The following is a 24,772-nucleotide window of genomic DNA, read 5'->3' as shown; positions in this document are numbered from 1 at the left end:
CCCCTTCGGCGGGCGGCCGGTCCGGGACTAGACTGGCGGGACGAGGCGGTGAACCGTACGGCCCGGCGCCCCGGTGACACCGCGTCACTCATGGCGTGCGCGGGCCCGGCCGTTCCGGCCTCTCCCGGCGCGCGCCCGACGACGTTTCCGCCCGCGGCCGCCGCGGGCCGACCAGCCGACGGGAGACCACACGTGCCGTCCCAGGGCAGCGCCCAGCCGAACCCCTCGCCCCGACCGCCCGGCCGGGACGGTGAAGGACCGCGCTTCGCCGATGCCTTCGCCCGCCGTCCCGCCGCCCCCCGCCGGCTGCTCTTCCCCGAGAAGCGGGTCTGGGCCGCGGTGGGCGGCACGGCGGCGCTGACCGCCGCGGTCGCCCTCGCCGTACCGCTGGCCGCCCGGGTCACCTTCGTCCCGGGGGAGCCGGCGGCCCGGGCCGTGGCCGCCGAGCCCTCCGCGCTGCCGGGCCGGACCGCGGCCGCCGGCGGCCCGAAGGCCGCCCCCGGCGCCGTGACCGGGCCCTCCGCCGCCGCGCCGGGCGCCCCGGCCGTCGTGCCCGGGGACGCGGGCGGCGCGCCCGCGCCGGCCGGGGCGGCGCCCGCCGCCCCGGCGTCCGAGCCCGCCACCGGCGGCGGCGTCCCGGAGCCCGCCAGGAACGGCGGCGCCAAGAAGCCGGCCCAGGCCCCGGCGCCCGAGAAGCCGCGCCAGGAGCCGCGCCAGGAAGCGCCGAAGAAGACCCCGCAGAAGGCCAAGCCGGCCCCCGCCCCGGTCACCGGCTCCACCATCATCGGCGCCGGGTCGGGCCGTTGTGTCGACATCCCCTGGGGCAAGGCCGAGGACGGCCGCCAGCTCCAGATCGCCAACTGCCACGGCGGCGCCCCACAGCGCTGGGACTTCCGCAAGGACGGCACGGTACGCGCCATGGGGCTGTGCATGGACGTCGCCTGGGGCTCCAAGGACAACGGCGCCGCCATCCAGCTCGCCCGGTGCAGCGGCAACCCGGCCCAGCAGTTCGTGCTGAGCGGCGCGGGCGACCTGGTCAACCCGCAGGCCGACAAGTGCGTGGACGTCAAGGGGCAGTCGACCGCCGACGGGGCCAAGCTCATCCTCTGGACCTGCGCGGGCACCTCCAACCAGAAGTGGCGCCTGGGCTGATCCGCCCCCGCCGGGCCCGGGCGGACGACCCCGCCGGGCCCGGCCCGCCGGAGCGCGCCCCAGGGCCCCCGGCCCCGCCCGCACCACGGGCCCCGGTACGCGCCCGATCCGTACCCGAGCGGGTGCGCACACGAGCGGACCGGCCCGCCCGGACCCATCCGCACCACGCGGCCCGCCGGCACGCCCCGGGCCCGTACGCGATCGGGTGCCGGCCCGCCCGGAGTCGTACGCACGTACGCCCCCGGGCCGGGCGCCCGGTGGCTCAGCCCGCGGCCGGGGCCGGGGCCGGGACCTCCCCGCCACCGGCCGTGACGGGCCCGGCCAGGGCGGCCGGCGGCTCGGCGGCGCCCTCCAGCTCCGGCAGGTCCAGCTCACAGAGCGTCATCAGGTCCTCGTCCGTGGGCAGTTCGATCTCGGCCACCCGGTACGCCTGCCGCTCCGTCATCGCCTGGAACGTCTGCCGCGCCGACCGGCCGTTGCCGAACCGGCCGTCGCGCGGAATGTGGTCGAAGTAGGTGTGCAACACCGTCCGGGCGCCGTCGGTCAGGTCGTACTGGTGCGCCGAGGCGTGCTGCTCCACGATCCGGACCAGCTCCGGGGTGCTGTAGTCCTCGAAGAGCAGCGTCCGGTTGAACCGGGAGGCCAGACCGGGGTTGGAGTCGATGAAGTGCTCCATCTCGTTCGGATAACCCGCCACGATCACCACCACCGAGTCCCGGTGGTCCTCCATCAGCTTCACCAGGGTCGCGATCGCCTCCGAGGCGAAGTCGTTGCCCGAGCCGCCGCCCTGCGGGGCCAGCGAGTACGCCTCGTCGATGAAGAGCACCCCGCCCAGCGCCTCCTGGAACACCCGCTGGGTCTTGGGACCGGTGTGACCGACGTACTCACCCACCAGCGAGGAGCGGTCCGCCTCCACCAGATGGCCGCGCTCCAGCAGCCCCACCGCCGCCAGGATGCGGCCGTAGAGCCGGGCCACCGTCGTCTTGCCGGTACCCGGGTTGCCCGCGAAGACCAGATGACGGCTGAGCGGCGGCGCGGCCAGACCGGCCAACTCCCTCCGCTGCACCATGCGCATCAGCTTCACCAGCGAGGACACGTCGTGCTTGACCCGGTCCAGACCGATCAGCTTCTCCAGCTCCCCGAGCAGGTGCTCCAGGCTCTCCTCGCCCTCGTCCTCGCCGTCGTCCTTCGCCGCGTCCGCGTCCTTCCGGCCCGCCGGGACCACCGCGCCCGCGCCGTCCCGCGCGGCGACCACGCCCGCGCCCGAGCCCGGCGCGGTCGGCGCGGGCCAGGCGGCGGTCTCCACCCGGAGCGACACGCACTCCTCCACCACCGGCTCCGCCTCCGGGTCCGCGCTCAGGTCCTCCCCGGCGTCCCGCACCCGCACCCGGCGCAGCAGCGGCGCCGCGCCCGCGCCCAGGTGGACGGCCGGGAAGCCCGGCGCCGCCACCTCGCAGTCCTCGAACTCCCCGGCGCCACCCGGCTCCACCACGATGCCGTTCTTCCCGGCGCCGGTCACCCGCACGTCCCGCACCCGGGGCGCGGCCCCTGCGGCGACCACGATCCCGGAACCCGCCGGGTCCCGGATCTCCAGGTCCGCCACCTCCGGGCGGGCGTCCCCGGCCACCACCAGACCGGCCGTCCCCGCCCGCAGCAGCCGGCCACCGGTCAGCGCCGTCGCCCCCGGGCCCAGCACCACGGCGGCCCGCGCCACATCGGTCACCCGGCAGTCCGCCAGCTCCGCCCCGGCCTCCCCGGAGACGGACACCCCGGTACGGCAGCGGGCCACGTCCAGACCGGCCACCCGGGCGCGCACCCGGTCGGCCAGATCGACACCGGACATCTCGCACCGCTCGATCCAGCCACCGGTCAGCTCCAGCCGGGCGGACGCCACCGCGTGCACCCCGTGCTCCGGCGAACCGGACACCCGCAGCCCGTCGAGCTCGGCCTCCGCCCGGCCGCCCAGGTGCACGGCGCTGTACCGGCTGCCGGTCACCGCGCAGCCGGTCAGCCGGAGCCGGCCGTCGTCGGTGGCCAGCACCCCGTTCGCCCCGGCGTCCCCGACGGTGGTCTCCACCGCCGCCAGCTCCGCCGTGTCCCGGACCGCCAGCGCCGTACCGCCGGTCCCGGTCAGCCGGGTGCCGGACAGCCGCACCCGCGCCCCGCCCCCGGCGCTCACCCCGGCGCCGGCCGGGTCGCGCACCGCGCAGCCGGTCAGTCCGGCCTGTCCCGTCCCGGTGACGGCCACCGCGTCGCCGCCGGCCCCGGTCAGGTCACAGCCCGTCAGCCGTACGCCTCCGCCGGCGTCCCTGGTCGCGTTCCCTGCGTTCCCGGCGTTTCGCCGGTCCTCCGGGCCGGGCTCGGGCAGCGGGGAGCTGCCCAGGACCCGTACCGCCTCGGCCCCGCACTCCCGCAGCCGGGTGTCTGTCAGCAGCGCGCCCGCCTCGTCCTCCACCAGCAGTCCGCTGCGGCCCGGGCTCTCGATCCAGCAGTCCCGCGCCACCAGCCGGGCCCGCTCCCGGACCCGTACCGCCGAACCGGTCATCGCGCGCACCACACAGCCCGTCAGCTCCAGGGCGGTGTCGCCGCCGGTGACCAGGCCGGTGCCGGAGATGTCCGCCAGCAGGCAGTCCTCCAGCCGCACGGTGCCGGAGGTCCGCAGCAGCGCCCCGGCGAGCGCGGCCCCCACCAGGGTGAGCCCGCGCAGCACCGCCCCGGCGTCCCCGTGCACCTCCAGCCGGCCGCCGGTCACCCCGCCGCCGGTCCACTCGCACCAGCCACCGGAGAGCAGCACGGCGGGCGCGTCGGCGGCCGCGCCGCGCACCGTCACCCCGCGCAGCACCGCCCGGACGCCCGGCGCCACCTCCAGCACCGGGCCCCCGGCGTCCGGCGCGGCCAGCAGCAGCCCGTCCGCCTCCGCGCCGGCGGCGCGCAGGGTGACGTCCCGCTCGATCCGCAGCCGCTCCCGGTGGACGCCCGGCGCCACCCGGACCTCGTCCCCGGCGGCCGCCGCGGCCAGGGCGGCGCCGACGGTGGCGTACCCCTCGGTCCCGCCGCCGGGGGAGACACGGAAGGCGGCGGAGCGGTCGGTGGGCGGGGTCACGTGGAGCCTCCGGGCGGGGTGTCGGTGAAGGACTGGCTGTCATGGATGTCGAGGCGGCTCAGGTCGCCGGCCACGCCGAGCGCCTGGAGGTCGTCCTGGGCGTCCGCCAGGGCCTGGCGGGCCTCCCGCAGCTCGGCGTCGGCCTGGTGGAGATGGTCGCCCATCCCCGAGGTGGACGAACTGCCGCCCCGGTCGTGCTCCACCAGCAGCGACAGATAGTTCTCCGCCCGCCGCACGTCGGCGCGCGCCGACGCCTCCCGCTGCCGCGCGTCGTCCACGGCCCGCTGCCAGTCGCCGTCATTGAGCGCCGGCCCATGATGCCAGTCGTCGGCCATGTGCGTGTCCACCGGGCTGCCGGACGGCCGCGGCTCCCCGCCGGACGACCACGACCCGCCGCCGGGCCCGGGGCCGCCCGCGTCGTCCTGGCGGGGACGCTTCACCGGACCGCGGTCGTCCGCGCCGCCGAACGGGTCGCCCGCGCCGCCGGAACCCGGGCCGCCGTGCGGCGGCGGAGCCGTCTCCGGGGACGGCGGCCCGACCCGCCAGCCGTGCCCGGGCTGCCAGGTGATGTCCAGCGGCGGCAGCTCGTCCCGGCCGCGCTTCGCCCCGAGCCCCGGCGCCCCGTGCACGGTCTGGGTGACCCCGTCGGCGCCGGTGACCCGGATGTCCCGGCCGAGGGCGTCCGCGTACCGCTCCAGGACGAGCAGCGAACCGCCGTCCATCCCGAAGCGCTCCCCGCCCGCGCGGAACTCCTGGAGCGTCCCGGACGGCGGATGGATCTGGCCCTGCGTCAGCCGGGCGAAGAAGTCGTCCGTGCTCCAGCCGTGCTGGGTCAGCCGGTCGAGTACCGGCCCGAACCGGGTGTCGAGACCGTCGCGGATCCCGGGATACAGCTTCTTCACCTCGTCCGCGTCGAGCGGCTTGGAGCCCGGCGGCCGCGTGTCCAGCCGGTCGATGACGTTGCGGAGGATGGTGTTCGGGTCCAGTGCCGCGTCGGTGCGCGCCGCGTCCTGGAGCGCGCCGAAGAGCGACCCCGGGGGAGGGGTGTACCGGGCGGCGCCCGGTGCCAGCTGGACGTCCCGGAACATCCGCAGCTGGCGCAGGAGCGACAGCTTGTCGCTGCTGAGGGTGAGATTGTGCAGCGCGAGCCGCAGCTCGTCCGCGGGCACGCCGGCCCGCAGGGCGTCGCCGCCCGGCACCGGGGCGGACACTCCCAGGCCCAGCGGGTTGGCGGAGGTGCCGAGCCGGGTGTCGAGCGTCGCGGACACGTCCCCGGCCAGCCGCTGCGGGACCTGACCGGCCGCGCCGGGCGGGTGGATCACCGGCCACAGCGGGTCGTCGGTGCGGTTGATCCCGTTGGCGGCGTCGTACGGGCCCGCGGTGCGCCAGCCCGTCCACTCGTCGCGGACCCGCTCGGCGAAGACGCCCTTGCGGTTGGTCTGCACATTGCCCTTGCCGGCGTCACCGACCAGCCGGTCCACCGCGTTCTTGATCGAGTCGGAGTGGTCCTGCGGCAGCGGGCCCTTCTTGGCGCCGGCGAGCAGCCGGGACAGGTCGGTGGGCACCGCCGCCCCCTCCACGTCGTTGACGAACGCGGTGCCCCGGTCGGGCAGGACGGAGTTCCGGGCGGCGATCTGCCGCTCGGTGAGCCGGAAGTCCAGCGCGTCGTCCAGCCGGCCCAGCAGCCGTGCCAGGTCCGGACCGCCGCCCGCCAGGTCCGGTACGGCGCGGTGGCCGAACGCGTCGGCCAGGCCGCGCAGCTGGGCGAGGTCCGCGGCGGTGAAGCCGGGCAGCACCGGGTGCGGCCCGTCCAGGGCGTCCACCAGCCCCCGGAACGCGTTCCGCACCACCGGCAGATCCCGCGCCGCGATCGGGGCGCCGCCCCGCAGCGCGTCGGCCGCCTGCCGGAGCGACTGGTGCAGCTGCTGGGGCGTGCCGCCGCCGGGCAGCGGGAGCCGGCGGTCCAGCTCCCACGCGTTGAGCTGGTTCAGCCGGTTGCTGAGCTGGCCGAACTCGGCGCCGCCGGGGCCGAACCGGACGTCCAGCTTCTTGCCCTGGCCGAACAGGACGGCCGCCCCGTCCACGAAGAGGTTGGGCTCGGGGGCGTACGGCAGCTGCTGGTGGATGCCGGTCAGCCGGGTACGGGCGTGCATGTCCTGGTCGATGCGGTTCAGCAGCCCGGGCAGCTCGGCCTCGGTCACGGCCGGCGGGGCACCGGCACCCGTGTGGTCCTTGGCGAGCCGGGCGTTGGTGTCGTCGATCAGCCCCCGCAGGGCCGCCGGGTCGGTGAGGTCGGGAGCCCGGTAGCCGCCGGCCATCATCAGCGGGCGCACCGGCGGCGGCGGGGTCTCCCCGGCCGCGCGGATGGCGGCCTCGTCCGGCATCCGCAGGGTGTCGTCGAAGTACTGGAAGACATGCCGCCCGTCCGGGGTCAGATGGGGGTAGGCGTCGAAGTCCATGATGGAGACGTACGGATGCTGTCCGTTCTCCATCATCGAGCGCACCGCGTGCGTGCTGGGCGCGCTCTCCAGCGTCGCGTTGCGCACCGTGCCGTACGGGAAGTTCTTCTTCGGTGTGACCGGGACCTGGACCAGGGCCAGCGGGTGTTCGAACCGGACCGATGCCAGCTGGGCGCGCATCGCGCTCTCGATCGCCGCGAGGCTCCCCGGCGGGCCGTTGACGCCGACCACCACCGCGATCCGTCCGTCGAAGCCCTGCAGCCCCTGGGTCACCGAGTCCAGGAAGCGCTGGAGACCGGTCAGCCCGTCGTAGTGGACGATCGTGTTCACCACGAACCCCAGCGGACGGGAGTTGGTGACACTGTCCGTCACGAAGTCGAGATAGCCGGCCTCGTCGAGCGGCCCGGCGGGCGCCGCCCCGCGCGGCAGATCCTGGTGGAAGGCGTCGTTGACCAGGCTGAGTCCGCCGTTCCGCCCCGCCGGGTTCCACAGGTGCGTCCCGCCGGTGGGCCGCGCCGGGAGATCGATCTCCATGCCGCCGCCGGTGTCGGCCGGCCGGCCCGCCGGCGGGTGCCCGGCGCCGGGGTGCGGAACCGGCTGGTGCGGTACGGGGACGTGCGCGGCGTTCCCGGTGCCGTCGAGGCCCAGGGCGTTGTCCGCCCCGTGGGCGCCCGGCGACGGCTCGATGTCCATGGCGTCGTCCGCCAGATCGTCCGCCGGATTGACCGGCGGGGTGTCCGCGTGCGGGACGGCCGGGTGCGGGGTGTTCCCGTCCGGGAGCTGGACCCGCCTCGGGAGCGGGGAGCCGCCCAGCAGACCGCCCTGGTGGACCTTGGCGGTGACGGTCAGCACCTCCTGGTGGACGGCGGCCGGGTTGGCCATGCCCAGGTCGCGCAGGAGGAACTCCGCCTTGTCCACCACCAGGTTGGCCTTGGCCACGTCCTCCATCGCGGCCAGGTGCGCCACGGTCGGGCCGGAGGAGGAGCCGGTCCCGGGCGGCGGGGTGAGCTCGTCGAGCCGGTGCTCGGCCCGGCCCAGGTCGGTGAGGGCCCGCTGATAGGAGGCCCAGCCGTTCAGCCGGGCGATGGCCTCGTGGCCCGAGGAGCCGCCGATGATGATCTGGTGGGTGGCCCGGATGCGCCGGTTCATGTTGTCGGTGGCGCCCCAGCCCTGCCAGCGGCCGATGCCACTGGTGTCCGGGGGCGGCGGCGCGGCCCGGCCCTTGCCCTTGTCCGGCCTGGGCTCGGCGGGCACCGGCACCGGCTCCTCCGCCTTGCCGGCCGCCGGCACGGGCACCGGCTCGCCCGCCTTGCCGGGGACCGGCACCGGGGCGCTGGGCTCCAGCCGGGACACGTTCAGCGGCGGCAGGGTGGTGCCGGTGTCGGCGGCGCGGCCGGGCCGGGCCACCAGGTCCAGGGCGTCATGGGCCGCCGCGCCGTGCCCGCCGCCGGAGCTGTCCAGCGCGGGCCGGGCCGAGACCCCGGAGACGTCCCCGGCGCGGGCGCTCTGCCCGGCGGGCACCGGGGCCGGCGGGTTGTCGCCGCGCAGCAGACCGAGGGCCAGCTCCTTCGGGGAGAGCGCGGGCGGTGCCGGGGTGGCGGCGGCCGGCGCGGGGGTCACCGCCCGGTCGCCGGTGCCGGGAGCCGCGGCCCCGGGCCGCTCCGGGACCGGAACTCCGGAGCGGCCCGGCGCGGGCACCCCGTGGGTGCCGCCCGGCACCGGGGCCTTGGTGACGGCCTGTCCGGCGCCGGGGACGGCCGGGGCCGGGGTGGGGCCGGACGCGGCGGCGGGCGGGTGCGGGGCGACCGACGGTACGTGGCCGGTGCCCGGGACCGGCAGCTGCACGGCGCCGGTCTCCGGTACGTGCAGGGCTCCCGTACCGACGCCGGCCGAGCCGGGGCCGGCCTCCGGCACGTGCAGCGCCTTCGAACCGGGGAGGCCGGCGGAGCCGGTGCCGGGCACCTGGAGGGCGCCCGTCTCCGGGACCCCGCCCGGGACGTGCGTCACGGCCCCGGTGCCGGGCGCGTGCGCGGCGGCGCCCGTCCCCGGCAGGTGGCTCACCGGAGCCGGGCCGACCGGCGCGGTGGCGGCCACCGTGTGGGCGTCGATGGTCCGCGCCGGGGTGTCACCGATCCGCAGCGAGATGCCGTCCGCCCGGATGCCGGTCACCGCCACGTCGCCGACGGCCAGCGCGTGCAGCTCACCGATGGTCAGGTCGTTGAGGTCCTCGGCGTACCCGACCGCGCCCCGGGCCAGCGCCACGCCGTCGCCCATCCCGACGGCCGGGACATGCGCGGTGTGCGCCGTACCGGTGTGCAGACCCAGGTCCACGTCCGGGGCGAGATGGCCGACCGGGCCCGCGCCGCGGGCGTCACTGAGCAGATCGACGGCGGTGTGGCCGGGCAGCAGCAGATTGCTGTCCAGCCGTACCTGACCCGCCGCCAGGTCGGTCTGGTGCAGCAGGTCCACCGCGCCGTGCGTCCCGGGCCCGGAGGTGCCGAGCCCGTGCGTGGCCGGCAGGGTCAGCCCGCCCGCGCCCACCGTCATCCCGTGCGGCACCGGCGGCGTCACCAGCGCGGGCGCCGGGGTGAGCCCGCCGAAGTGCGTCAGCCCCGGCACCGACACCGGGTTGGCGGTCAGCCCGACCGTGCCCGGCGGCAGGTGCATCTGGCCCACCGGCGGTACGGCTCCGACCATGCCCGGCGGCAGGCTCACCTGACTCACCGGCGGTACGGCTCCGACCATGCCCGGCGGCAGGCTCACCTGGCCCACCGGCGGTACGGCCCCCATCACGCCCGGTGGCAGGCTCACCTGGCCGACCGGCGGTACGGCTCCGATCGCGCCGGGCACCAGATGGGCGCCCGGCCCCAGACCCGCGCCCGGAGCGGGCAGCGCGCGCAGCCCGCCGAAGCCCAGCGCACCGAGGTCGACGGTCGGCAGCCTGGTCATCGAGAGGTGGAACAGGTCGGTCAGCCCGCCGAACCCGGCGGTGCCGGGCCGGAAGGCGGTCAGCGGCGGGACACCGGCGGTGAAGCCGGGGGCGAAGTGCACACCGGCCGGGCTGACCCGGGGCACCGGGACCAGCGTGCCCGGGGTGATGTGGGTGGCCGGGGACCCGCCGCGCAGAATGCTGTCGGTGCGTCCCGCGTTGACCAGCAGCTCGTGCAGCTGGGGGTGCGGGATGCCGAGCACCCGCTCACCGAAGGCGAGCCGGGCCGCGCCCCCGAAGCCGAGCACACCGATCTCCGTCGCGTTCAGCGGGACCAGGGCCGCGACCGTGAACCGGCCCATCCGCTCGATGGTGACCAGTCCGTAGGCGCCGACCTTGCCCCAGGTGCCGGTGACGTTCCCGGTCACCCGGGCCCAGTCGTCACCGACCAGCCGCACCAGGTCGTCGAAGCCGCTCCGGAACGAGGCTCCGACCTTGGCGCCCGCGACCACCGGCACGATGACGATCTTCGGCAGACCGGTCAGCCGGGCGATGTTCCCGGCCTGGAGGGAGAGCGCCTTGCCGCCGGCCGAGAGACTCCCGATCCCGGTCTTGAGGGTGTTGCCCAGCCCCTTGATCAGCTGGCCGACGTTGATGCCCTTGGTGCTGGGGAAGAGCACCCCGAGGAAGGCGAGGCCCAGTTCGAGGCCGCTGGCCTTGCCCTGGCTGAAGTCCACGATGGTCTTGATGAGCAGGGCGGCGTTCATGCCCCAGGCGATGATGCCGAGGATGCCGCCGGTGAAGACCGCGATCACCGAGATGATGATCGTCAGCCACTGGAACGCCTCCCAGAACAGATCGCAGTCGCTCACCGGCTGGACCATCAGACTGCCGGCGTGGCTCAGCGAGCTGCGGAGGTTGGTGGCCGCCGTCTCCAGATCCGACTTGGCGTCACTGGCGCGCTGCTTCATCGTCTCGCGGCCGGGGTCGTCGTCGGACAGCCCCTGAATGGAGCTCAGCGCCTGGTCGGCCTCGGCCTGGGCGTTGGTGACGGCGGTGGCGTAGGTGCGCAGCGCGCCCTCCGCGATGTGGAAGGACTCCTCCACCCGCCCCACGAACTTGTGGAGATGGTCGTCCACTTGGTCGCGCAGCGCGTCGGCGGTCTTGCCGATGAACCGCTGGCCGTCCCCGGCGGTGTTCTGGAGCTCGCGCAGCCCGGTGTTGACGGTGGCCGCGGAGGAGGCCAGGTCGCGCATGGCGTCGGCGATGCCGTTGATCACCGAGGCGTCGCCCGGCGTCGGGTCGCCGCCGAGGCCGAGGGCGCTCCAGTCACCGGGACGTGCCACCTGTCGTCTCCCTTGCCCTTGCTCGATGCGTGTGCGGCGCGAGCCGTACACGCGTGTTCCTGCCGCGTGTTCCTGGTGCCGGCCGCCGCTCCGGGCGGACTGACCCGCCTCCGGCGGACGGCCTGCCTCCGGCAGCCCCACTGGAGGAACGCATCCCGGCGGGCCGGTGGTTCACTCTGTGAACGACATCACAACATGCCAGGTCGCGGCGTTTTCGTGAACCGTTCGGCGGCCGGCTGCGTTGCACAGTTGAACCATTGTTCGCTACCCCCCGCGGAGGAGTGCCGTGCCTGACATCGTCGTCGATTACGAGTTGCTCAACCAGGTGGCGCAGAAGGCGCGCACGCTCAAGGGGCAGGTGGAGCAGGCCCGTAACGGCAAGCACGACTACTCGTCGGCGGAGGTCGGCTACGGCGTGGCGACCGCGATCCGCAGCTACTACACGACCTGGAAGAGCTCGTTCAAGCGCTCCGAGGAGAAGCTGGAGAAGCTGGGCAGTCTCTACGAGGGCGTCGCCCGGGGCTGGGCGGACTGGGACTTCCGGCTGGCCGGGGAGGCCAGCAAGCAGGAGGCGTCGCTCGCCGCGGATCTGTACACCACCCAGAAGGACATCTGGGACAAGTGGCAGGAGCAGGTGGCGAAGGGCAATGTCGACCCCAACGACCCGCACGCGCCCAAGCCGCCGGAGGGCGACCGCCCCACCACCTGGACCACCTCGGACGGCCACGGCAACTCCACGACCACGACCTACGAGTACGGCCCGGACGGCAAACCCACCAAGATCACCACGGAGATCCGCACCAGCTCCGGGATGACCAGCAAGGACGTCACCAACTACCACGCCGACGGCACCTACGACTCGTCCGCCACCGACGTCTACGGCAACGTCACCACGACCAACGGCACCTCGAACACCACCGAGTCGGGTGACACCAAGACGACCAAGGACGACTTCACCAGCGTCACCAAGGACACCGAGGGCAAGGAGTCCACCACCAAGGGCACCAGCGACTCGGTCTACAACACCACCACCGGTCACCGGGACACCACCACCACCTACACCACCGACGGTTACGACGACGACGGCAACCCGGAGAAGGTGAAGGGCACCTCCACCACCTCGGCCGACCTCAACGGCAACGAGGTCGTGACCACGATCGAGGTCAAGGAGGACGGCAGCGGCACCAAGAAGGTGGTGACCAACGGCCGCACCGAGGAGTGGACCAGCGACTCCGCCGACGACAACTCCGGCTGGACGAAGAAGTCGGACGACGACTGACCCGAGCCGGACCCCTGACCACCACCCCGGGGTGCGGAGCCGTGCGCGACCGTACGCCTCCCGCACCCTTCCGTACGAAGAAGACACCACCCAGAGGAGCGATCCATGCCCGCCGGCAACATCAATATCGACTACAACGAGATCATGCGGGTCTCCAACACCATGAACCAGGCCGTCCGGGACATCAACCCGCACCTGCTCTCCACCAAGACCTCCGTCGAGGGCCTGCTCGACAACGGCCTGTTCATGCAGCAGAGCAGCCCGGCGATGAAGGCGGCCTACGAGAAGCTGACCGCCTCGCTCCAGCAGGCGGTGGAGTCCATCAACAGCTTCGCCACCCAGTTCACCAAGATCAAGGAGTCGGTGGAGAAGATGGACGCGGACATCGCGTCCAGCACCAACAACGCTCACTGAGCACCCCTTCCGGGTGCTCCCCGCCGAGTGCCCCCGCGTACGACCGGGCCCCCGCCGTCCTCGACGGCGGGGGCCCGGTCGTTGTCCGGGGCGGGGTCCGGCTCAGGCCCCGTCGTCCGAGCGCAGCACGGTCTCCGGGATCAGCACCGACACCAGCAGCCCCGTCACCGGGTCCACCGTCAGCCCGCGCCCCGGCACCGGCCGGCCACGCAACTGGTCGTACGGCAGCCGTACGCCCAGCAGATCGCCCTCGGTGGGCGACTGCGGGGACAGCAGCACACCCTTGCGCACCCGCCGGACCTGGCCCAGCCAGCCGATGCCGGCCGAGGTCAGCGTCTCGCCGGTGGCCGCCACCGCGAGCCCGAGGCCCCGGTCCCGGCCGGTCGCCGCGATCTCCCGCAGCACCGAGTCGGCGGCCGGCAACTGCGCCAGCAGATCGGCGTCGTCCACCAGCACTACGGCCGGGCCGGGCCCGGCGAGCGCCTCGCTGACCTCCTCGGGCATCGGGTCGGGCGACTCCAGCACCACCGCCTGCGGATGGCGGCGCAGCCCGCGCAGCGGCGACTCGCGCGGGGTGAGCACCACCACCCGGGTGCCGCCGGCCAGCAGCGACACCGCCAGGCTCGCCAGCGCGGTCGACCGGCCGGCTCCGGGCGGACCGCTGATCAGGAACGACGGCGAGTCGGCCGCGAAGTCCACGCCCAGCGGCTCCAGATCGTCGCCGCCGATGCCCAGCAGCCCCCAGAGCGGCCGCCGCTGACCGGCGGGCACCTTCTCGTACGCGTCCGTGAAGGAGACCTGCCGGGGCAGGGTGAGCACCTTCGCCGGGCGCCGGGCGGCCGGCAGGTCCCGGTCCCGGCGGGCCGCCTCCTCACCGATCCGGCGCAGCGCCTCGGCCTGGTCCCGGCCGGACGCGATGGACCCGGCCGCCGCCTCCTCGCCGACCAGCGCCACCTGGAGCTCGGTGGCGCTGCCGCCGCGCCAGCCCCGGCCCTGCGGCACCACGGCCGGGATCTGCCTGGCCTGGATGCCGGCCAGCATGTACTCGTTCCGGTCGGTCAGCCGCAGCAGCAGCCGCTCGTCGTTGAGCGAGGCGACCTTGCCGGCCAGCAGCGCCCGCTCCGAGGTGGCGATCACATGGATGCCCATCGGCGCGCCCTCCCGGATCAGCGCGGTCAGCTCCTGCACCGGCCGGCCGCCGTCGTGGTCCTGGAGCAGCGCGGTCAGCGAGTCCCAGCCGTCGATCAGCACCATCAGATGGGCGGGCCGCTCGGCGGCGGGCAGCAGCCCCCGCAGCTCGGTGAGCGAGGCGACCCCGTGGCCGGTCAGCAGCTCCTGACGGCGGCCCATCTCCGCGAGCAGCCGGGCCAGCAGCCGGTTCAGCCGCTCCAGGTCGGCGCGCGGCACCACGGCACCGCAGTGCGGCAGCGCGGTCAGCGCGGCGAGCGCGCCGCCCGCCGCGTCGATCCCGTACAGGTGCACATCGGCCGAGGAGTGCCGGCGGGCCAGCGCCCCGGCCATGGTGCGCAGCACCTGGGAACGCCCGGAACGCGGGGTGCCGATGACATACAGGTGCCCGAAGCGGGCGAGGTCCAGCTCCATCGGCTCCTGGCGCTGGGCGCCCGGCACGTCCGCCAGCGCCCAGGCCACCGGGGCCAGCCGGCCGTCGCCCGGGTCGGGGCGCCGGGGCAGGTCGCCCAGGGTCAGCGCGGTCGGCAGCGGCGGCAGCCACGGGCTGGGCTGCCGCTCGATCGACAACTCGTCGGCGGCCTCCCGCAACGCCGCCACCAGGGCGGTGAGGTCGGTCGGCCCCTCCGCGTCCGGCAGCCCGGCGTCCTCGTCCTCGGCGGCCTGCCCGGGCGCCGGCTCGGCGGCGGCCCGGCCCAGCAGCGACCAGTGGACGTCGCTGGTCCAGATCGGGGCCTCCTCCTCGGCACGCGGCGCGGGCACCTTACCCAGCGGCGCCGGCGCCCCCGTACCGCCGGAGAACGTGCCCTCGGCGGAGCCGGGGAGCCGCACCGTGGTGGTGTCCTCGCGCGGGGCGCCGACATAGGCGGTCTGGAACGGCAGCACCGAGCGGTGGCCGATCCGGGCCAGCGCCCGGCCCGGGGTGGCCGCCGAGATGGTCACCGCGTCATTGACCTCCAGCACGTCCTGGCTGTCCATCGCGTCGGTGACCCGCAGGGCGATCCGGAGGTTGGTGTTGGCCCGGATGTCGGCGGTGACCACACCGGCCGGCCGCTGCGTCGCCAGCACCAGATGGATGCCGAGCGACCGGCCGCGCTGGGCGATGGAGACCAGACCCGGGATGAACTCCTGCACGTCCCGGGCGAGGGTGGCGAACTCGTCGATGATCAGCAGCAGCCGGGGCAGCGGCGGCAGCGAGGGATCGCGGCGGCGCATCGCCCGGTACTCCGGGTGGTCCTTGGCCCCGGCCTCGGCCAGCAGCCGTTCCCGGCGCAGCAGTTCGGCGCTGAGCGAGGTGAGCGCCCGCTCCACCAGATGGCTGTCCAGGTCGGTCACCATGCCCAGCACGTGCGGCAGCTGGACACACTCCCGGAAGGCGCTGCCGCCCTTGTAGTCGACCAGGACGAAGGTCATCTCGTCCGGCCGGTTGGCCGCCGCCAGCGAGGCCACCAGGGTCTGGAGCAGCTCGGACTTGCCCGCGCCGGTGGTGCCCGCCACCAGCGCGTGCGGGCCGTCCTTCACCAGGTCGAAGACGACAGGACCGGTGTAGCCGACGCCCAGCAGCGCGCCGGTCGACGCCGGCCGGCCGCTCCAGCGGCGCACCAGCTCGGCCGGGACCGGCGGCTCCAGGTCCAGCAGCTGGAGCAGGCTCGCCCGGTCGGGCAGGCCGTCGGAGCCGTCCGGGGTGATGTCCCGGACCGGGGCCAGCGCCCGGCCGATCCGCTCGCACCACTCGGCGTCCACCAGGTCCGGGCGGATGCCGGTCAGATCGGCGCTCCGGGTCCGGCGCAGCGTCAGCTCCCGCGCGCCCACCGCGCACACCGAGGCGCACTCCTCGGGGAGCATCCGCTCCTCCTGGTCCACACAGATCAGGAAGACCCGGACCGCCGGGCCCTCCTTGAGCACCTGCACCACACCCGGCACGTCACGCAGCCGCCGGGCGCCGTCCAGCACCACCACCAGGTCGGGTTCGGTGAGCAGCGCGCCGCTCATCGCCGCCTGCTTGGAGCGCATCCGGGAGCGTACGGCGGAGACCAGCTCCTGCACCCGGTTGGCCACCGTCTCCGGGTCGTTGCCCAAGGTCACGGCCGGACCGCCCGCCCGCTCGGCGGCCACCCCGCCCTGGCCCGGCCGGGCGTGCGGCAGCCAGCGCACCCACTCCCAGGCCGGGGCGCCCGCCGGGTCGGTGAGGACCGTGATCCGCACCTCGCGCGGGCTGTGCAGAATCGCCATCTGGGCCACCGCCCAGGCCGCCAGGGACCGCGCGGCGCTCTGCTCGCCCGCGATGCCCACCACACCGTCCCCGGCCAGGTCGACGCCGACCGGCATGTCCGGGATGCGCCAGTTCACCGTCCGGTGGTTGTCCTCCCGGGAGGTGTCCTCCACGGTCAGCAGCGAGGGCTGGCTCACGGTGCCGATGCGCAGCGCCAGATGGTCGGGGTGGGCGCGGGTGCGCTCCCAGAGCCGGGTGCCCGGACCGACCGCCCAGAGCCCGGCCGCCGCCGGGTCGGGGCCGCCGGTCGTGCGCAGCCGCCGCTCCCGGTCGACCTTCTCGTACACGTCCCGCTCCAGCGAGGCGCGCCGGGACCGGTAACTGGCCACCGCCGCCCGGAACTCGCGCTCGCCGTTCTTCCGGCCGGACACATGGTTGGCGACGGCCAGGAAGGGACTGAAGAAGGCGAACATCAGAAAGAAGTACGACTTCATGATCAGGACCATGGTGATGCCGAAGAGCATCGGCGCCACCACCACCAGCAGCGGGATCGGCCGCTTGGACGGCGGGGGCGGCGGCGACGGCAGCGTGAACCGCTCCGGCGTCAGCGGCGGCACGATCCGGGGCGGCCGGTTGAAGTCCAGGAAGGCCCCATCGGCCGAGACCGCCACGGCGGCGTCCGCCTCGGTCGGCTCGGTGATCCGCAGCAGGAACTCGCCCAGCACCAGCTGCTCGCCCACCGGCCACTCCCGCCAGCCGGCCGGCAGCGGTTCGAGGATCTCCTCGGCCGGGTCCGGCAGTTCGGGCGGCGGCGGGGGCGGCAGCGGCGTGGCGTCGGCACGCGGCCGCTCGGGCGGCTGCCGCAACTCCGAGAGGGCGGTCTTGGCATCGCCGCCGGTGTGCACCAGAACGGTGCCGTCCGGCCGGACCGCCACCCGGACACCGGCGGCCGGCACGTCCCGGCCGGCCAGCGGCACGGCGCTGCCGGGCAGCGGCCCGACCGCGTGGGTGCCCGGCGCCAGCGGCCACACCCGGCCGGCCCCCCGGCCACCGGTGACATGCAGCTCCACTCCGGCGCCGCGCGGCAGTTGCTCGCCGTCCGGCGTACGGGACGGCGGCGCCAGCCCGCCCCGGCCCGGGCCGTAGCGGGGCGGCTCACCGGGGGCCGGGCCGCCGAGGCCGATCCGTACGCCGTCGCGCACCCCGGCCGCCGAGAGCGGCAGCGCGGGGTCGATCTCGCGGTCCCCGACGTAGAGGGCCGGCGGCTCGGCGCCGGCGGCGGGGCCCGCGAGCCGGGCGGCGAGGGCCCCGGCGGTGGTGCTCGCGGTGGTGTCGACCAGCACGTCCCGGCCGGTCGCCGGGTCGGTGCCCTGACTGATGCTGAGGAAGAGTCTCACGGGTGGCGGGGGTTCCGTTCGGGATGGTCGCCGGAGGCGGCGGACGGGCGGGGGTCCGGTGCGGCCGACACCCCGGACTCCCGGCCGGCCGGGCGGGCGGGTTCGGGCTCGGGCTCCTCGAAGTCGGGTACGGGCGCGGGGCGGGGCGGGCGGTGCTCACGCCGGACCGGCTGCTCCGGCCGTTCGGGCCGTTCGGGCCGTTCGGGCCGTACGGGCTGTGCGGGCCGCTCCGGCCGGTCCGGCTGTTCCGGCACCCGGGCCGGGGGCGCGGCGGGGGCGGGCTCCTCGAAGCCGGCCGGGACCTCCGGCGCCGTCGGGACGGCGGGTGCGGCCGGGGCGGCCGGAATCCGGGGCCCGGGTCCGTCCGGCCGGGCGCCCGGCTCCTGGAGGCCGGGCGCCGAGGGCGCGCCGGAGCGGGACGCCACGGGGGCCGGCTCCAGGAAGTCCGGGGCGCCGGTGTGGTCCCGCGCGGACGACGGTCCGGCCTCCGGCTCGGTGAGGTCCGGGGAGGCCGCCGGGGACGGCTCCGGGCGCGCCGGTGTCACGGCCTCCCGGTGTCCTGCCGGCGCCCGGTCCGGGACGGCGTGGTCCCGCGCCGGCACGGGTGCCCGGCCGGGCACCGGCTCCGTGAGATCCGGGGCTCCGGGGGTCGCCGGGGCGGGGGAGGGGCGGCGGCCGGACTCCGGGGCCGGGGCGGCGGGTTCCTTCGGCTTCGGGGCCGTCCGCTCCGTGGCGGCCGTCTCCCCGGGCCGCCGGGCCTCCCGCTCCGTGGCGGGGTCGGTGGCCTCCGGGCGCGTCCCGGTCCCGGCCGGCCCGGCGGCGGGCGCCTCCGCACCCTCCGGTCCGGACGGCGCGGTCTCCCGGCGTCCGGCACCGGGCGGCGGCGGACGGTGCCCGGCGGTTCTACGGCGCAGGGCGCGGGCGACGGCCCGGCTGAGGGCACCCGCCTCCACGTCCAGGTTCAGCCCGGGCGCCAGCAGTCGCCCGGACGGTTCGACATGCAGCGACCAGGTACGCCCGGGCAGCTTCCCGCCGGCGAGTACCAGTACGGCGCCCCGCTCGGCCAGCACGGCGAGCCGGGCGGCCAGCCCCGTGTCGGGCGCCCAGCAGACCAGCGCCGGCGGCAGCGGAGCCGGGTCCCCGGCGTCCGTCCCGTCCCCGGGGCCCGGGGCGCTTTCGCCATCCCCGGCCGACGGTTCCGGCTGCCCGGCGGCCGCGTCCGCCCGGGCCTCCAGCTCCTCGACCAGCTCGGCCAGGGGACGGCCCGTGAAGCGGGGGTGCACCCCCTGGGCGACCAGGACCGCGGGTCCGTCCGGCAGCGTGTCGAGCTGTGCGGTCAGCGCCTGGAGGACGCTCCGCCCGGCCTGGCCGTCGCCCTCCACCGTCAGCGCGGGCGGACCGGCGAGCCAGTCGGCCACCACCACGCCGCCCGGGATCTCCCGGTCGACGCCCAGCACCAGGGGCAGCCGGGCGGCCGGGGGTTCGTCCGCCTCCGGGTCCGGCCCGGTGACGTCGACGGCGTCCTTCCGGTCCCGGCCGAGCGGGACGGACCAGGTCCAGCCGCGCGCGTCCGCCCCGGTGCTCCAGGGCGCCGGGGGCACCCGTACGTCGCGACCGGCCAGCATCACCCGCGCCCGGTCCCGGGCCGGGGTGAGCCGGACCGCCAGCGCCCGGGAGGGCTCGCCGGCGACCCGGTCGGCCCGGTCCAGCACCGCGAGCGCGGCGGACCGGGCCTCCGGCGCGGCGAGATGGGCGACCAGCGTTCTGGTCCGGCGCCGGTCGCGCCGGAAGGCCCGCCACGGCCGGGTCAGCGCCCGGCCGGTCATCCGTGCCTCCCAGACCAGACGCCGGAACGCGCGCTTCACCCCGCCCTGCCGGTTCACCGTCCGGCCGAACCACCAGAGCAGCGCGATCACGACGACCAGCAGACCGATCAGGATGAACCAGGATGTACGGTCCGGCATCGGCAGCGCGAGTGACGCCCCGTCCGGCCGGGCCAGGTCCGAAAACGCCCGGTCCGCCGGCAACTGATCCGGGATCAGCCGGTCCGGTGGGGAAACGCCCGGTCCTCGGAGGGGAGCCGCCGTCGCGGCCTGCCCCGTCACGCGCAGTCCCGCAGCCGGCCGGCGGCGTGCCGGGCCTCGCGCAGGGCGTGATGGAGCCGGGACTTGACGGTGCCCGGCGGAATCGCCAGGGCCCGAGCGGCGTCGGGGCCGGAGCACCCGAGCAGATATGTGTACACCAGAACCTCGCGGTGGCGACGGGAGAGTGGGGTGAGCAGGCCGACGACCTCGACCCGGTCGGCGACCCGCGCGGAGTCGTCGGCGGGCGCGGGCCGGTCGGGCGTGGTGGCGAGGAGCACGGCGGGCCGGACACCGTCCCGGCGGCTCCAGTCGATCACCACGTTCCTGGCCACGGTGAACAGCCAGGCCGCGGTGGGGTCCTGGGCCTCCGCGCCCTCGGTGCCCCCGGCGCGGGTGGGTTCCGCGTCCGGACGAGCGGCGAGCCAGGCCCGCAGCAGGGTCTCCTGCACCACGTCCTCGGCGCGTTGCGGATCGGCGGGCAGCAGGCTCAGGACATAGCGCAGGAGCGGCTGCCGCCGGGCCCGGACGACGGCGGTGAACCGTTCCTCCGGTGAGAGCGCTCTCGCGCCGTCCGGCGCGGAACGTGCCGATGACGTCATAGTGCTGAATTCCCCGGACTGTTCGACACGTGCGGGTTCGGTACCGGCTCTCCGGCACATCGGTGGGCCCGACACGGATTGTGCAGCCTAGCGAGATGCCCGGCCACCAGGCAAAGTTTGGACTTTTTTGAGGCTACTTCTCCGCCGGACCCCGTCCGGGGGACCCCATTGGGGCGCTTTGAGCGTGTGTCGACGGTCGATGTGCTCGGATGGCTCGTTCCTCACCGTCCCGCGCGCTCCCCCGGACTTCGTCCGGGGGTACCCCCACCTTTCGGCACCCGCGCGCCCCTTCGGCTCATTCGCCCGGAAGGACCGGAAGGAGAGGCATGGGCGGCCCGCGGGGCAAGTGCGGGCGCATGCGCTCAGGGGCATCAGCGGCCTGCGGGGCAAGTGCGGGCGCGGTGCGGGCTCTCGGGGCCGGGGGCATGGGTGTCGGCGTCGTCCGGAGGCGTGTCCCGCACGGGGATGCCGGCCGGTCCTCGGGAGTACGGCGGTCGTCCCGGGCACCGCGGTGCGCAGGCGCGCCGGTGCGCGGGGACACGACGGACACGCGGGGACACGCCGGTCGTCCGGCCGCCGGAGTGCGTCCGGCCCGAGGGCACGCCGGGACGCGGCGGCCACCGGAGTGCGTACGGTCCGGCAGGTGCCCAGGTGCCCAGGTGCCCAGGTGCCCAGGTGCCCAGGTGCCCAGGTGCCCAGGTGCCCAGGTGCCCAGGTGCCCAGGTGCCCAGGTGCCCAGGTGCCCAGCACCGGGGGCATGGCGGTCGCCCGGCGCCCGGGGTGTGCCCGGCAGGACGGGTGACCGGGATACGGCGTCCGCCCGGCCCCGGGCGGCTCGCTCGCCGGGGGCGCGGGCCGCCCAACCGGCTTGGCCCCGGGCCGTCTTTCCGCCGGGGGAGCGGACACGGCCGGGGAGGGGGTGCGACGATGGACCCGCCGTCCGCGGCCGTCGCGGTCGGTGACGACCGAGCCGGCCGGGCCCGCCCCGGCCCGCCAGACAGGAGCCACCGTGGCCGACGACGCACAGAAGGACCCGGCGGAGGTCCCGCGGGCGCGCTTCGCGCTCTATGTGGAGGCGCTCCGGGCCCGGATGGTTCCCGAGCAGTTCGGCCTGCTGATGGAGACCTTCAAGCTCTGGGCCGAGAACGGCGGGGGCACCGTCCGGTTACAACTGGACGAGGAGGAGCGGGAGCTGTTCACCCCGGCCGTCCAGCAGGAGTTCCTCAACCTCATGGGACTCCTCGGCGCGATGAGCCCCGGTCATGAGGACCGGGCCGCGCATGTCGTCGTGCCGCTCGGTGACGGCGAGTTCGTCAAGGGCGCCATGTCCCTGGTGCCGCCCGAGGTGGCCGCCGATCCGGAACGGCTGCGCGCGATGCGGGAGAAACTCGACGCCCAGCAGGAGCGGCGCGGTGCCGATCAGCGGGAGGTGGAAGGGATCGCGCGCGCCAGCGGCATGCTCCCCGACCCGGCCGGAGAGGAGTGACCCGCCGGCCGGACGCCCCGGCCTCGCGCTGAGCGGGCAGGCGGGCCCCGCCGTCGCCGGAGTGCCCCGCCTGCCGGGCGCCCCGGCCCGTCCGCCAGCTCACCCGTACGGCGGTACCGAGGGCGTACGAGTGCCCCACCGGCCCCGGCTCATGCACCCCGGCGCACGGTTCTTCGCGCCGCCCCTGATGCCGGGCCCGGCACCGCCGGTGGCCTCCGGCCGGGCTCGGCGGGCGCGTCCGGGACCGCCCGTCTCCGAACGCGCCCCCTGGTCCCGCCGCACGCCCCGCTTGTGCGCCCTGCGCACCCCGCGCTCTCCGCCTACGACTTGCCACCCCGATCGGACAGCCGCACGATGGCCGGAAGGAGGAGCGAACGGCGACAGCCCGTGAGGCAACACCGCACGTCGCGTCCGAAGGCGGCGTGCGCCTGATCGACCCGCCCGCAAGGTCCGGCCCCGCCCGCCCCGTCGCGCGGTCAATGGGAGGCCGCAGAGGTCTGGGAGGCCGGCCATGGTGTACTTCGCGAATTCCCCCGACCGCATGGTGCCCGACGCGCTCGCCGGGTTCGCCCGGGTCCACGCGGACCTGGTGCTCCACGACGAACCGGGCGGCTTCCTGTGCGCCCGGAAACCGTCCCCCAACCGCCGGGTGGGCCTGCTGTCGGGCGGCGGTTCGGGACATGAACCGCTGCATCTGGGCTTCATCGGCGCGGGCATGCTCGACGCCGTCTGCCCCGGCCGGCTGATGGCCTCCCCGCACAACCGCCAGGTCCTGGGCGCCTCCCGGGCGGTGGCGCGCGCCGAGGGAGTGCTGCACCTGGTCAAGAACTACACGGGCGACCGCATCAACTTCGGCATCGCGGCCGAGCGGCTGGCCCACGAGGGCATCGACTGCGCCCGGGTGCTCATCGACGACGACGTGGCGTCGGACTCGGCCGAGTCGGCCGCGGGCCGCCGGGGCACCGGGGCCACCGTGCTGGTGGAGAAGGTGCTCGGGGCCGCCGCCGACACCGGGCTCGGGCTCCATGAACTCGCCGCGCTCGGCGCCGATCTGGCGGCCCGCTGCCGCAGCATCGCCGTCGCCTCGGCCGCCCACACCGCGCCCACCACCGGCCGCCCCGCCTTCGAACTCGCGGACGGGGAGCTGGAGTACGGGGTCGGCATCCACGGCGAACGGGCCCGCCGCACGGTGTCCAGGCCGCCGCTGGGCGAGCTGGTCGGCCGGATGACCGAGGCGCTGCTGGCCTCGCTCGGACCGGCCCCCGGCGAGTCGGTCGTCGCGCTCGTCAACGGCCTCGGCGGGGTGACCCGCCTCGAACTGTACGGAGCGGCGCACGAGTTCACGCTCCGGCTCGACCGGCGCGGACTCACGCCGGAGCGCATCCTGGTGGGGGACTTCGTCACCGCGCTGGACATGCGCGGCTTCTCGCTCACGCTCATGCGGGCGGACACCGAGACGGTCAAGTGGTTCGACGCGCCGGCGTACACGCCCGCGTGGCCCCGCTGACCGAGGGCGGCAGGAGGTGGCACGATGCTGGACCACTACGCGCCGGAGGACGACGCCACATATACGGGGGCGGCCTTCACCGAGGGCTGGATGCGGAGGTTCGCCGCCTCGGCCCGGGCCACCGAGGCGCAACTCACCGCGCTCGACCAGCGGGTCGGTGACGGCGACTTCGGGGTGAACCTCATGGCGGGCCTGGACGCGACCGTCACGGCCCTGGACGCCGAGGCCGCGGCGGCCCCGGCGATGCCGGCGGGCGACCGGGCGGGGCGGCCGCTCCAGGCGGCGGCCACCGCCTTCCTGGACGGGGTGGGCGGCACCAGCGGCCCGCTCTTCGGGCTGCTGCTGGAGGAACTGGCCGTCGCGGCGGCCGGTCCCGCCCTGGACATGACCGCGCTGCGGGCCGGTCTCACCGGCGGACTCGCCGCCATACAGCGGGTCGGCGAGGCGAGGCCGGGGGACAAGACGCTGGTGGACGCCCTGTATCCGGCGTGCGAGGCGCTGCGGGTGTGCCCCGCCGAGGCCGGACCCCGGGCGGCCCTCGCCCATGCGTCGCGCGCCGCATGGGAGGGGGTGCGCGGTACGGCGCGCCTGCGTGCGCGCCGCGGCCGGGCCAGTTATGTCGGTGAACGGGCCACCGGTGTCCCGGACCCGGGTGCGGTGGGCATCGGGCTGCTGCTCTCCTCGGCCGGCGCGACGGTCACCGCGCTGGCGCCCCTGCTGGCGGACCCGGGCACCGCCGTACCGCACTGAACCGGCGGCGTCCCCGCCGTGGTCCGCCGGGGCGGACCGGAGCGGGTCCGCCCCGGGAGAGCGGCGGGCCGCCCGCTCAGTGGGCCGCGGCCGGGAACACCGCCCCGGCCGGCCGGGAAGCCGCCGCGGGCAGCGGCGCGGTGGCCCGGAGCGGCGCCCGCTCGGTGGCCCAGCCGCCGACCCGAGGGTCGTCCAGCGTCTCGACCCACAGGTCGACCAGGGCCGCGGTCTCGTCGCCCGGCCAGGGGCCGACACCGAGCACCCGCAGTCCGGCCCGGACGGCGGCGAGGATCCCGCAGTGGGTGTCCTCGACCGCCAGGGCGTCGGCCGGGTCGGCCCCGCAGTGCCGGGCCGCCGTCAGATAGACGTCCGGGGCCGGCTTGGGCCGGACCGCGTCGTCGTCCGGGACCACCACGGCCCGGAAGTGGCGGAGCAGCCCGGCGTTGTCCAGGCACGTCTCCACCACGTCGCGGGGGCAGTTGCTGGCGACGGCCAGCGGGGCGAAGGCGGCGGCCGCCTCCACCATCTCGCGTGCGCCCGGCATGGTCACCGGGCTGTCCGAGACCAGCGCCAGGAAGTGCCGCAGCAGCCGCTCGGCGAGGTCCCGGCCCAGGTCGGGACGGCCCCCTTCGTCGGCCATGAGCTGCCCGCACTCGGTGTAGTGCAGACCCTTCGCCCGTTCCGCGAAGCCCGCCGAGGGACTCAGCCCCACTTCGTCGAAGGCACGCTGCCGGGCGTCCACCCAGTGGCGTTCGGTGTCCATCAGGGTGCCGTCGCAGTCGAAGACGACGGCCGCCGGGGTCCAGGAAAGGATGCGATGAAGCGTCATGTCCGCTTTCCGTTCGGTGTGAGCCGCGCGACCGCGGA

The 24,772-nt window shown here is 76.0% G+C and carries 12 protein-coding genes; 6 read left to right on the top strand and 6 right to left on the bottom strand.

Annotation, left to right across the window (positions count from 1 at the left end; all coding sequences use genetic code 11):
• The first annotated feature begins 192 nt into the window (after nucleotides 1-192).
• A complete protein-coding gene (locus tag NX801_RS14255) occupies nucleotides 193-1,152 on the top strand; it encodes an RICIN domain-containing protein (protein WP_258788058.1) in 960 nt (319 codons plus the stop codon).
• Nucleotides 1,153-1,414: 262 nt separating this feature from the next.
• Here the strand turns inward: NX801_RS14255 and NX801_RS14250 are convergent, their stop codons facing one another.
• Both NX801_RS14250 and NX801_RS14245 read right to left on the bottom strand, forming a co-directional pair.
• Nucleotides 1,415-4,255 (bottom strand): right-handed parallel beta-helix repeat-containing protein, encoded by a 2,841-nt coding sequence (locus tag NX801_RS14250; protein ID WP_258788057.1) that lies wholly within the window; start codon nucleotides 4,253-4,255, stop codon nucleotides 1,415-1,417.
• Nucleotides 4,252-10,989, bottom strand: a complete 6,738-nt coding sequence (locus NX801_RS14245) for a putative T7SS-secreted protein (protein WP_258788056.1) — start codon at nucleotides 10,987-10,989, stop codon at nucleotides 4,252-4,254. The genes NX801_RS14250 and NX801_RS14245 overlap by 4 nt, the downstream gene beginning before the upstream one ends.
• 286 nt (nucleotides 10,990-11,275) lie before the next feature.
• On the opposite strand from NX801_RS14245, the gene NX801_RS14240 reads away from it, so the two are divergent.
• Together NX801_RS14240 and NX801_RS14235 are read left to right on the top strand one after the other, a co-directional pair.
• A complete protein-coding gene (locus NX801_RS14240; protein WP_258788055.1) occupies nucleotides 11,276-12,268 on the top strand; it encodes a hypothetical protein in 993 nt (330 codons plus the stop codon).
• Nucleotides 12,269-12,373: 105 nt separating this feature from the next.
• Complete coding sequence (locus tag NX801_RS14235) at nucleotides 12,374-12,682, top strand: hypothetical protein (protein WP_258788054.1); 309 nt, start codon at nucleotides 12,374-12,376, stop codon at nucleotides 12,680-12,682.
• 102 nt (nucleotides 12,683-12,784) lie between these two features.
• Here the strand turns inward: NX801_RS14235 and NX801_RS14230 are convergent, their stop codons facing one another.
• From NX801_RS14230 to NX801_RS14220, 3 genes are all read right to left on the bottom strand, one after another.
• Nucleotides 12,785-17,479 carry an FtsK/SpoIIIE domain-containing protein gene (locus tag NX801_RS14230; protein WP_258788053.1) on the bottom strand — a complete coding sequence of 1,565 codons (4,695 nt, stop codon included), beginning with the start codon at nucleotides 17,477-17,479 and terminating at the stop codon, nucleotides 12,785-12,787.
• On the bottom strand, nucleotides 17,476-19,443 hold the full coding sequence (locus NX801_RS14225) for a hypothetical protein (RefSeq protein ID WP_258788052.1): 1,968 nt from the start codon (nucleotides 19,441-19,443) through the stop codon (nucleotides 17,476-17,478). The genes NX801_RS14230 and NX801_RS14225 overlap by 4 nt, the downstream gene beginning before the upstream one ends.
• A 137-nt stretch (nucleotides 19,444-19,580) precedes the next feature.
• Entirely contained in the window at nucleotides 19,581-20,162 is a 582-nt protein-coding gene (locus tag NX801_RS14220; protein WP_258788051.1) for a sigma-70 family RNA polymerase sigma factor, read from the bottom strand.
• A gap of 1,009 nt (nucleotides 20,163-21,171) precedes the next feature.
• Between NX801_RS14220 and NX801_RS14215 the strand changes: the two genes are divergently transcribed.
• The 3 genes from NX801_RS14215 (at nucleotide 21,172) to NX801_RS14205 (ending at nucleotide 23,905) form a co-directional block, all read left to right on the top strand.
• Nucleotides 21,172-21,648 (top strand): hypothetical protein, encoded by a 477-nt coding sequence (locus tag NX801_RS14215; protein ID WP_258788050.1) that lies wholly within the window; start codon nucleotides 21,172-21,174, stop codon nucleotides 21,646-21,648.
• 511 nt (nucleotides 21,649-22,159) lie between these two features.
• A complete protein-coding gene (locus NX801_RS14210) occupies nucleotides 22,160-23,155 on the top strand; it encodes a dihydroxyacetone kinase subunit DhaK (protein ID WP_258788049.1) in 996 nt (331 codons plus the stop codon).
• Nucleotides 23,156-23,179: 24 nt separating this feature from the next.
• Nucleotides 23,180-23,905: a DAK2 domain-containing protein gene (locus tag NX801_RS14205; RefSeq protein ID WP_258788048.1), complete on the top strand. Its 726-nt coding sequence runs from the start codon at nucleotides 23,180-23,182 to the stop codon at nucleotides 23,903-23,905.
• Between the two features lie 76 nt (nucleotides 23,906-23,981).
• Here NX801_RS14205 and NX801_RS14200 read toward each other — a convergent pair whose 3' ends face one another.
• Nucleotides 23,982-24,734: an HAD family hydrolase gene (locus NX801_RS14200; RefSeq protein ID WP_258788047.1), complete on the bottom strand. Its 753-nt coding sequence runs from the start codon at nucleotides 24,732-24,734 to the stop codon at nucleotides 23,982-23,984.
• Nucleotides 24,735-24,772: the final 38 nt, after the last annotated feature.

Source organism: Streptomyces pyxinae (assembly GCF_024756275.1).
GTDB classification, from domain to species: domain Bacteria; phylum Actinomycetota; class Actinomycetes; order Streptomycetales; family Streptomycetaceae; genus Streptomyces; species Streptomyces pyxinae.
This window is presented reverse-complemented; position numbering and strand designations above follow the sequence as displayed.

Excerpts from the sequence above, each read along its gene's own strand:
- NX801_RS14235 (WP_258788054.1), top strand. The coding sequence starts at position 12,374 with ATGCCCGCCGGCAACATCAATATCGACTACAACGAGATCATGCGGGTC.
- NX801_RS14225 (WP_258788052.1), bottom strand. The coding sequence starts at position 19,443 with ATGCCGGACCGTACATCCTGGTTCATCCTGATCGGTCTGCTGGTCGTC.
- NX801_RS14220 (WP_258788051.1), bottom strand. The coding sequence starts at position 20,162 with ATGACGTCATCGGCACGTTCCGCGCCGGACGGCGCGAGAGCGCTCTCA.
- NX801_RS14210 (WP_258788049.1), top strand. The coding sequence starts at position 22,160 with ATGGTGTACTTCGCGAATTCCCCCGACCGCATGGTGCCCGACGCGCTC.
- NX801_RS14205 (WP_258788048.1), top strand. The coding sequence starts at position 23,180 with ATGCTGGACCACTACGCGCCGGAGGACGACGCCACATATACGGGGGCG.
- NX801_RS14200 (WP_258788047.1), bottom strand. The coding sequence starts at position 24,734 with ATGACGCTTCATCGCATCCTTTCCTGGACCCCGGCGGCCGTCGTCTTC.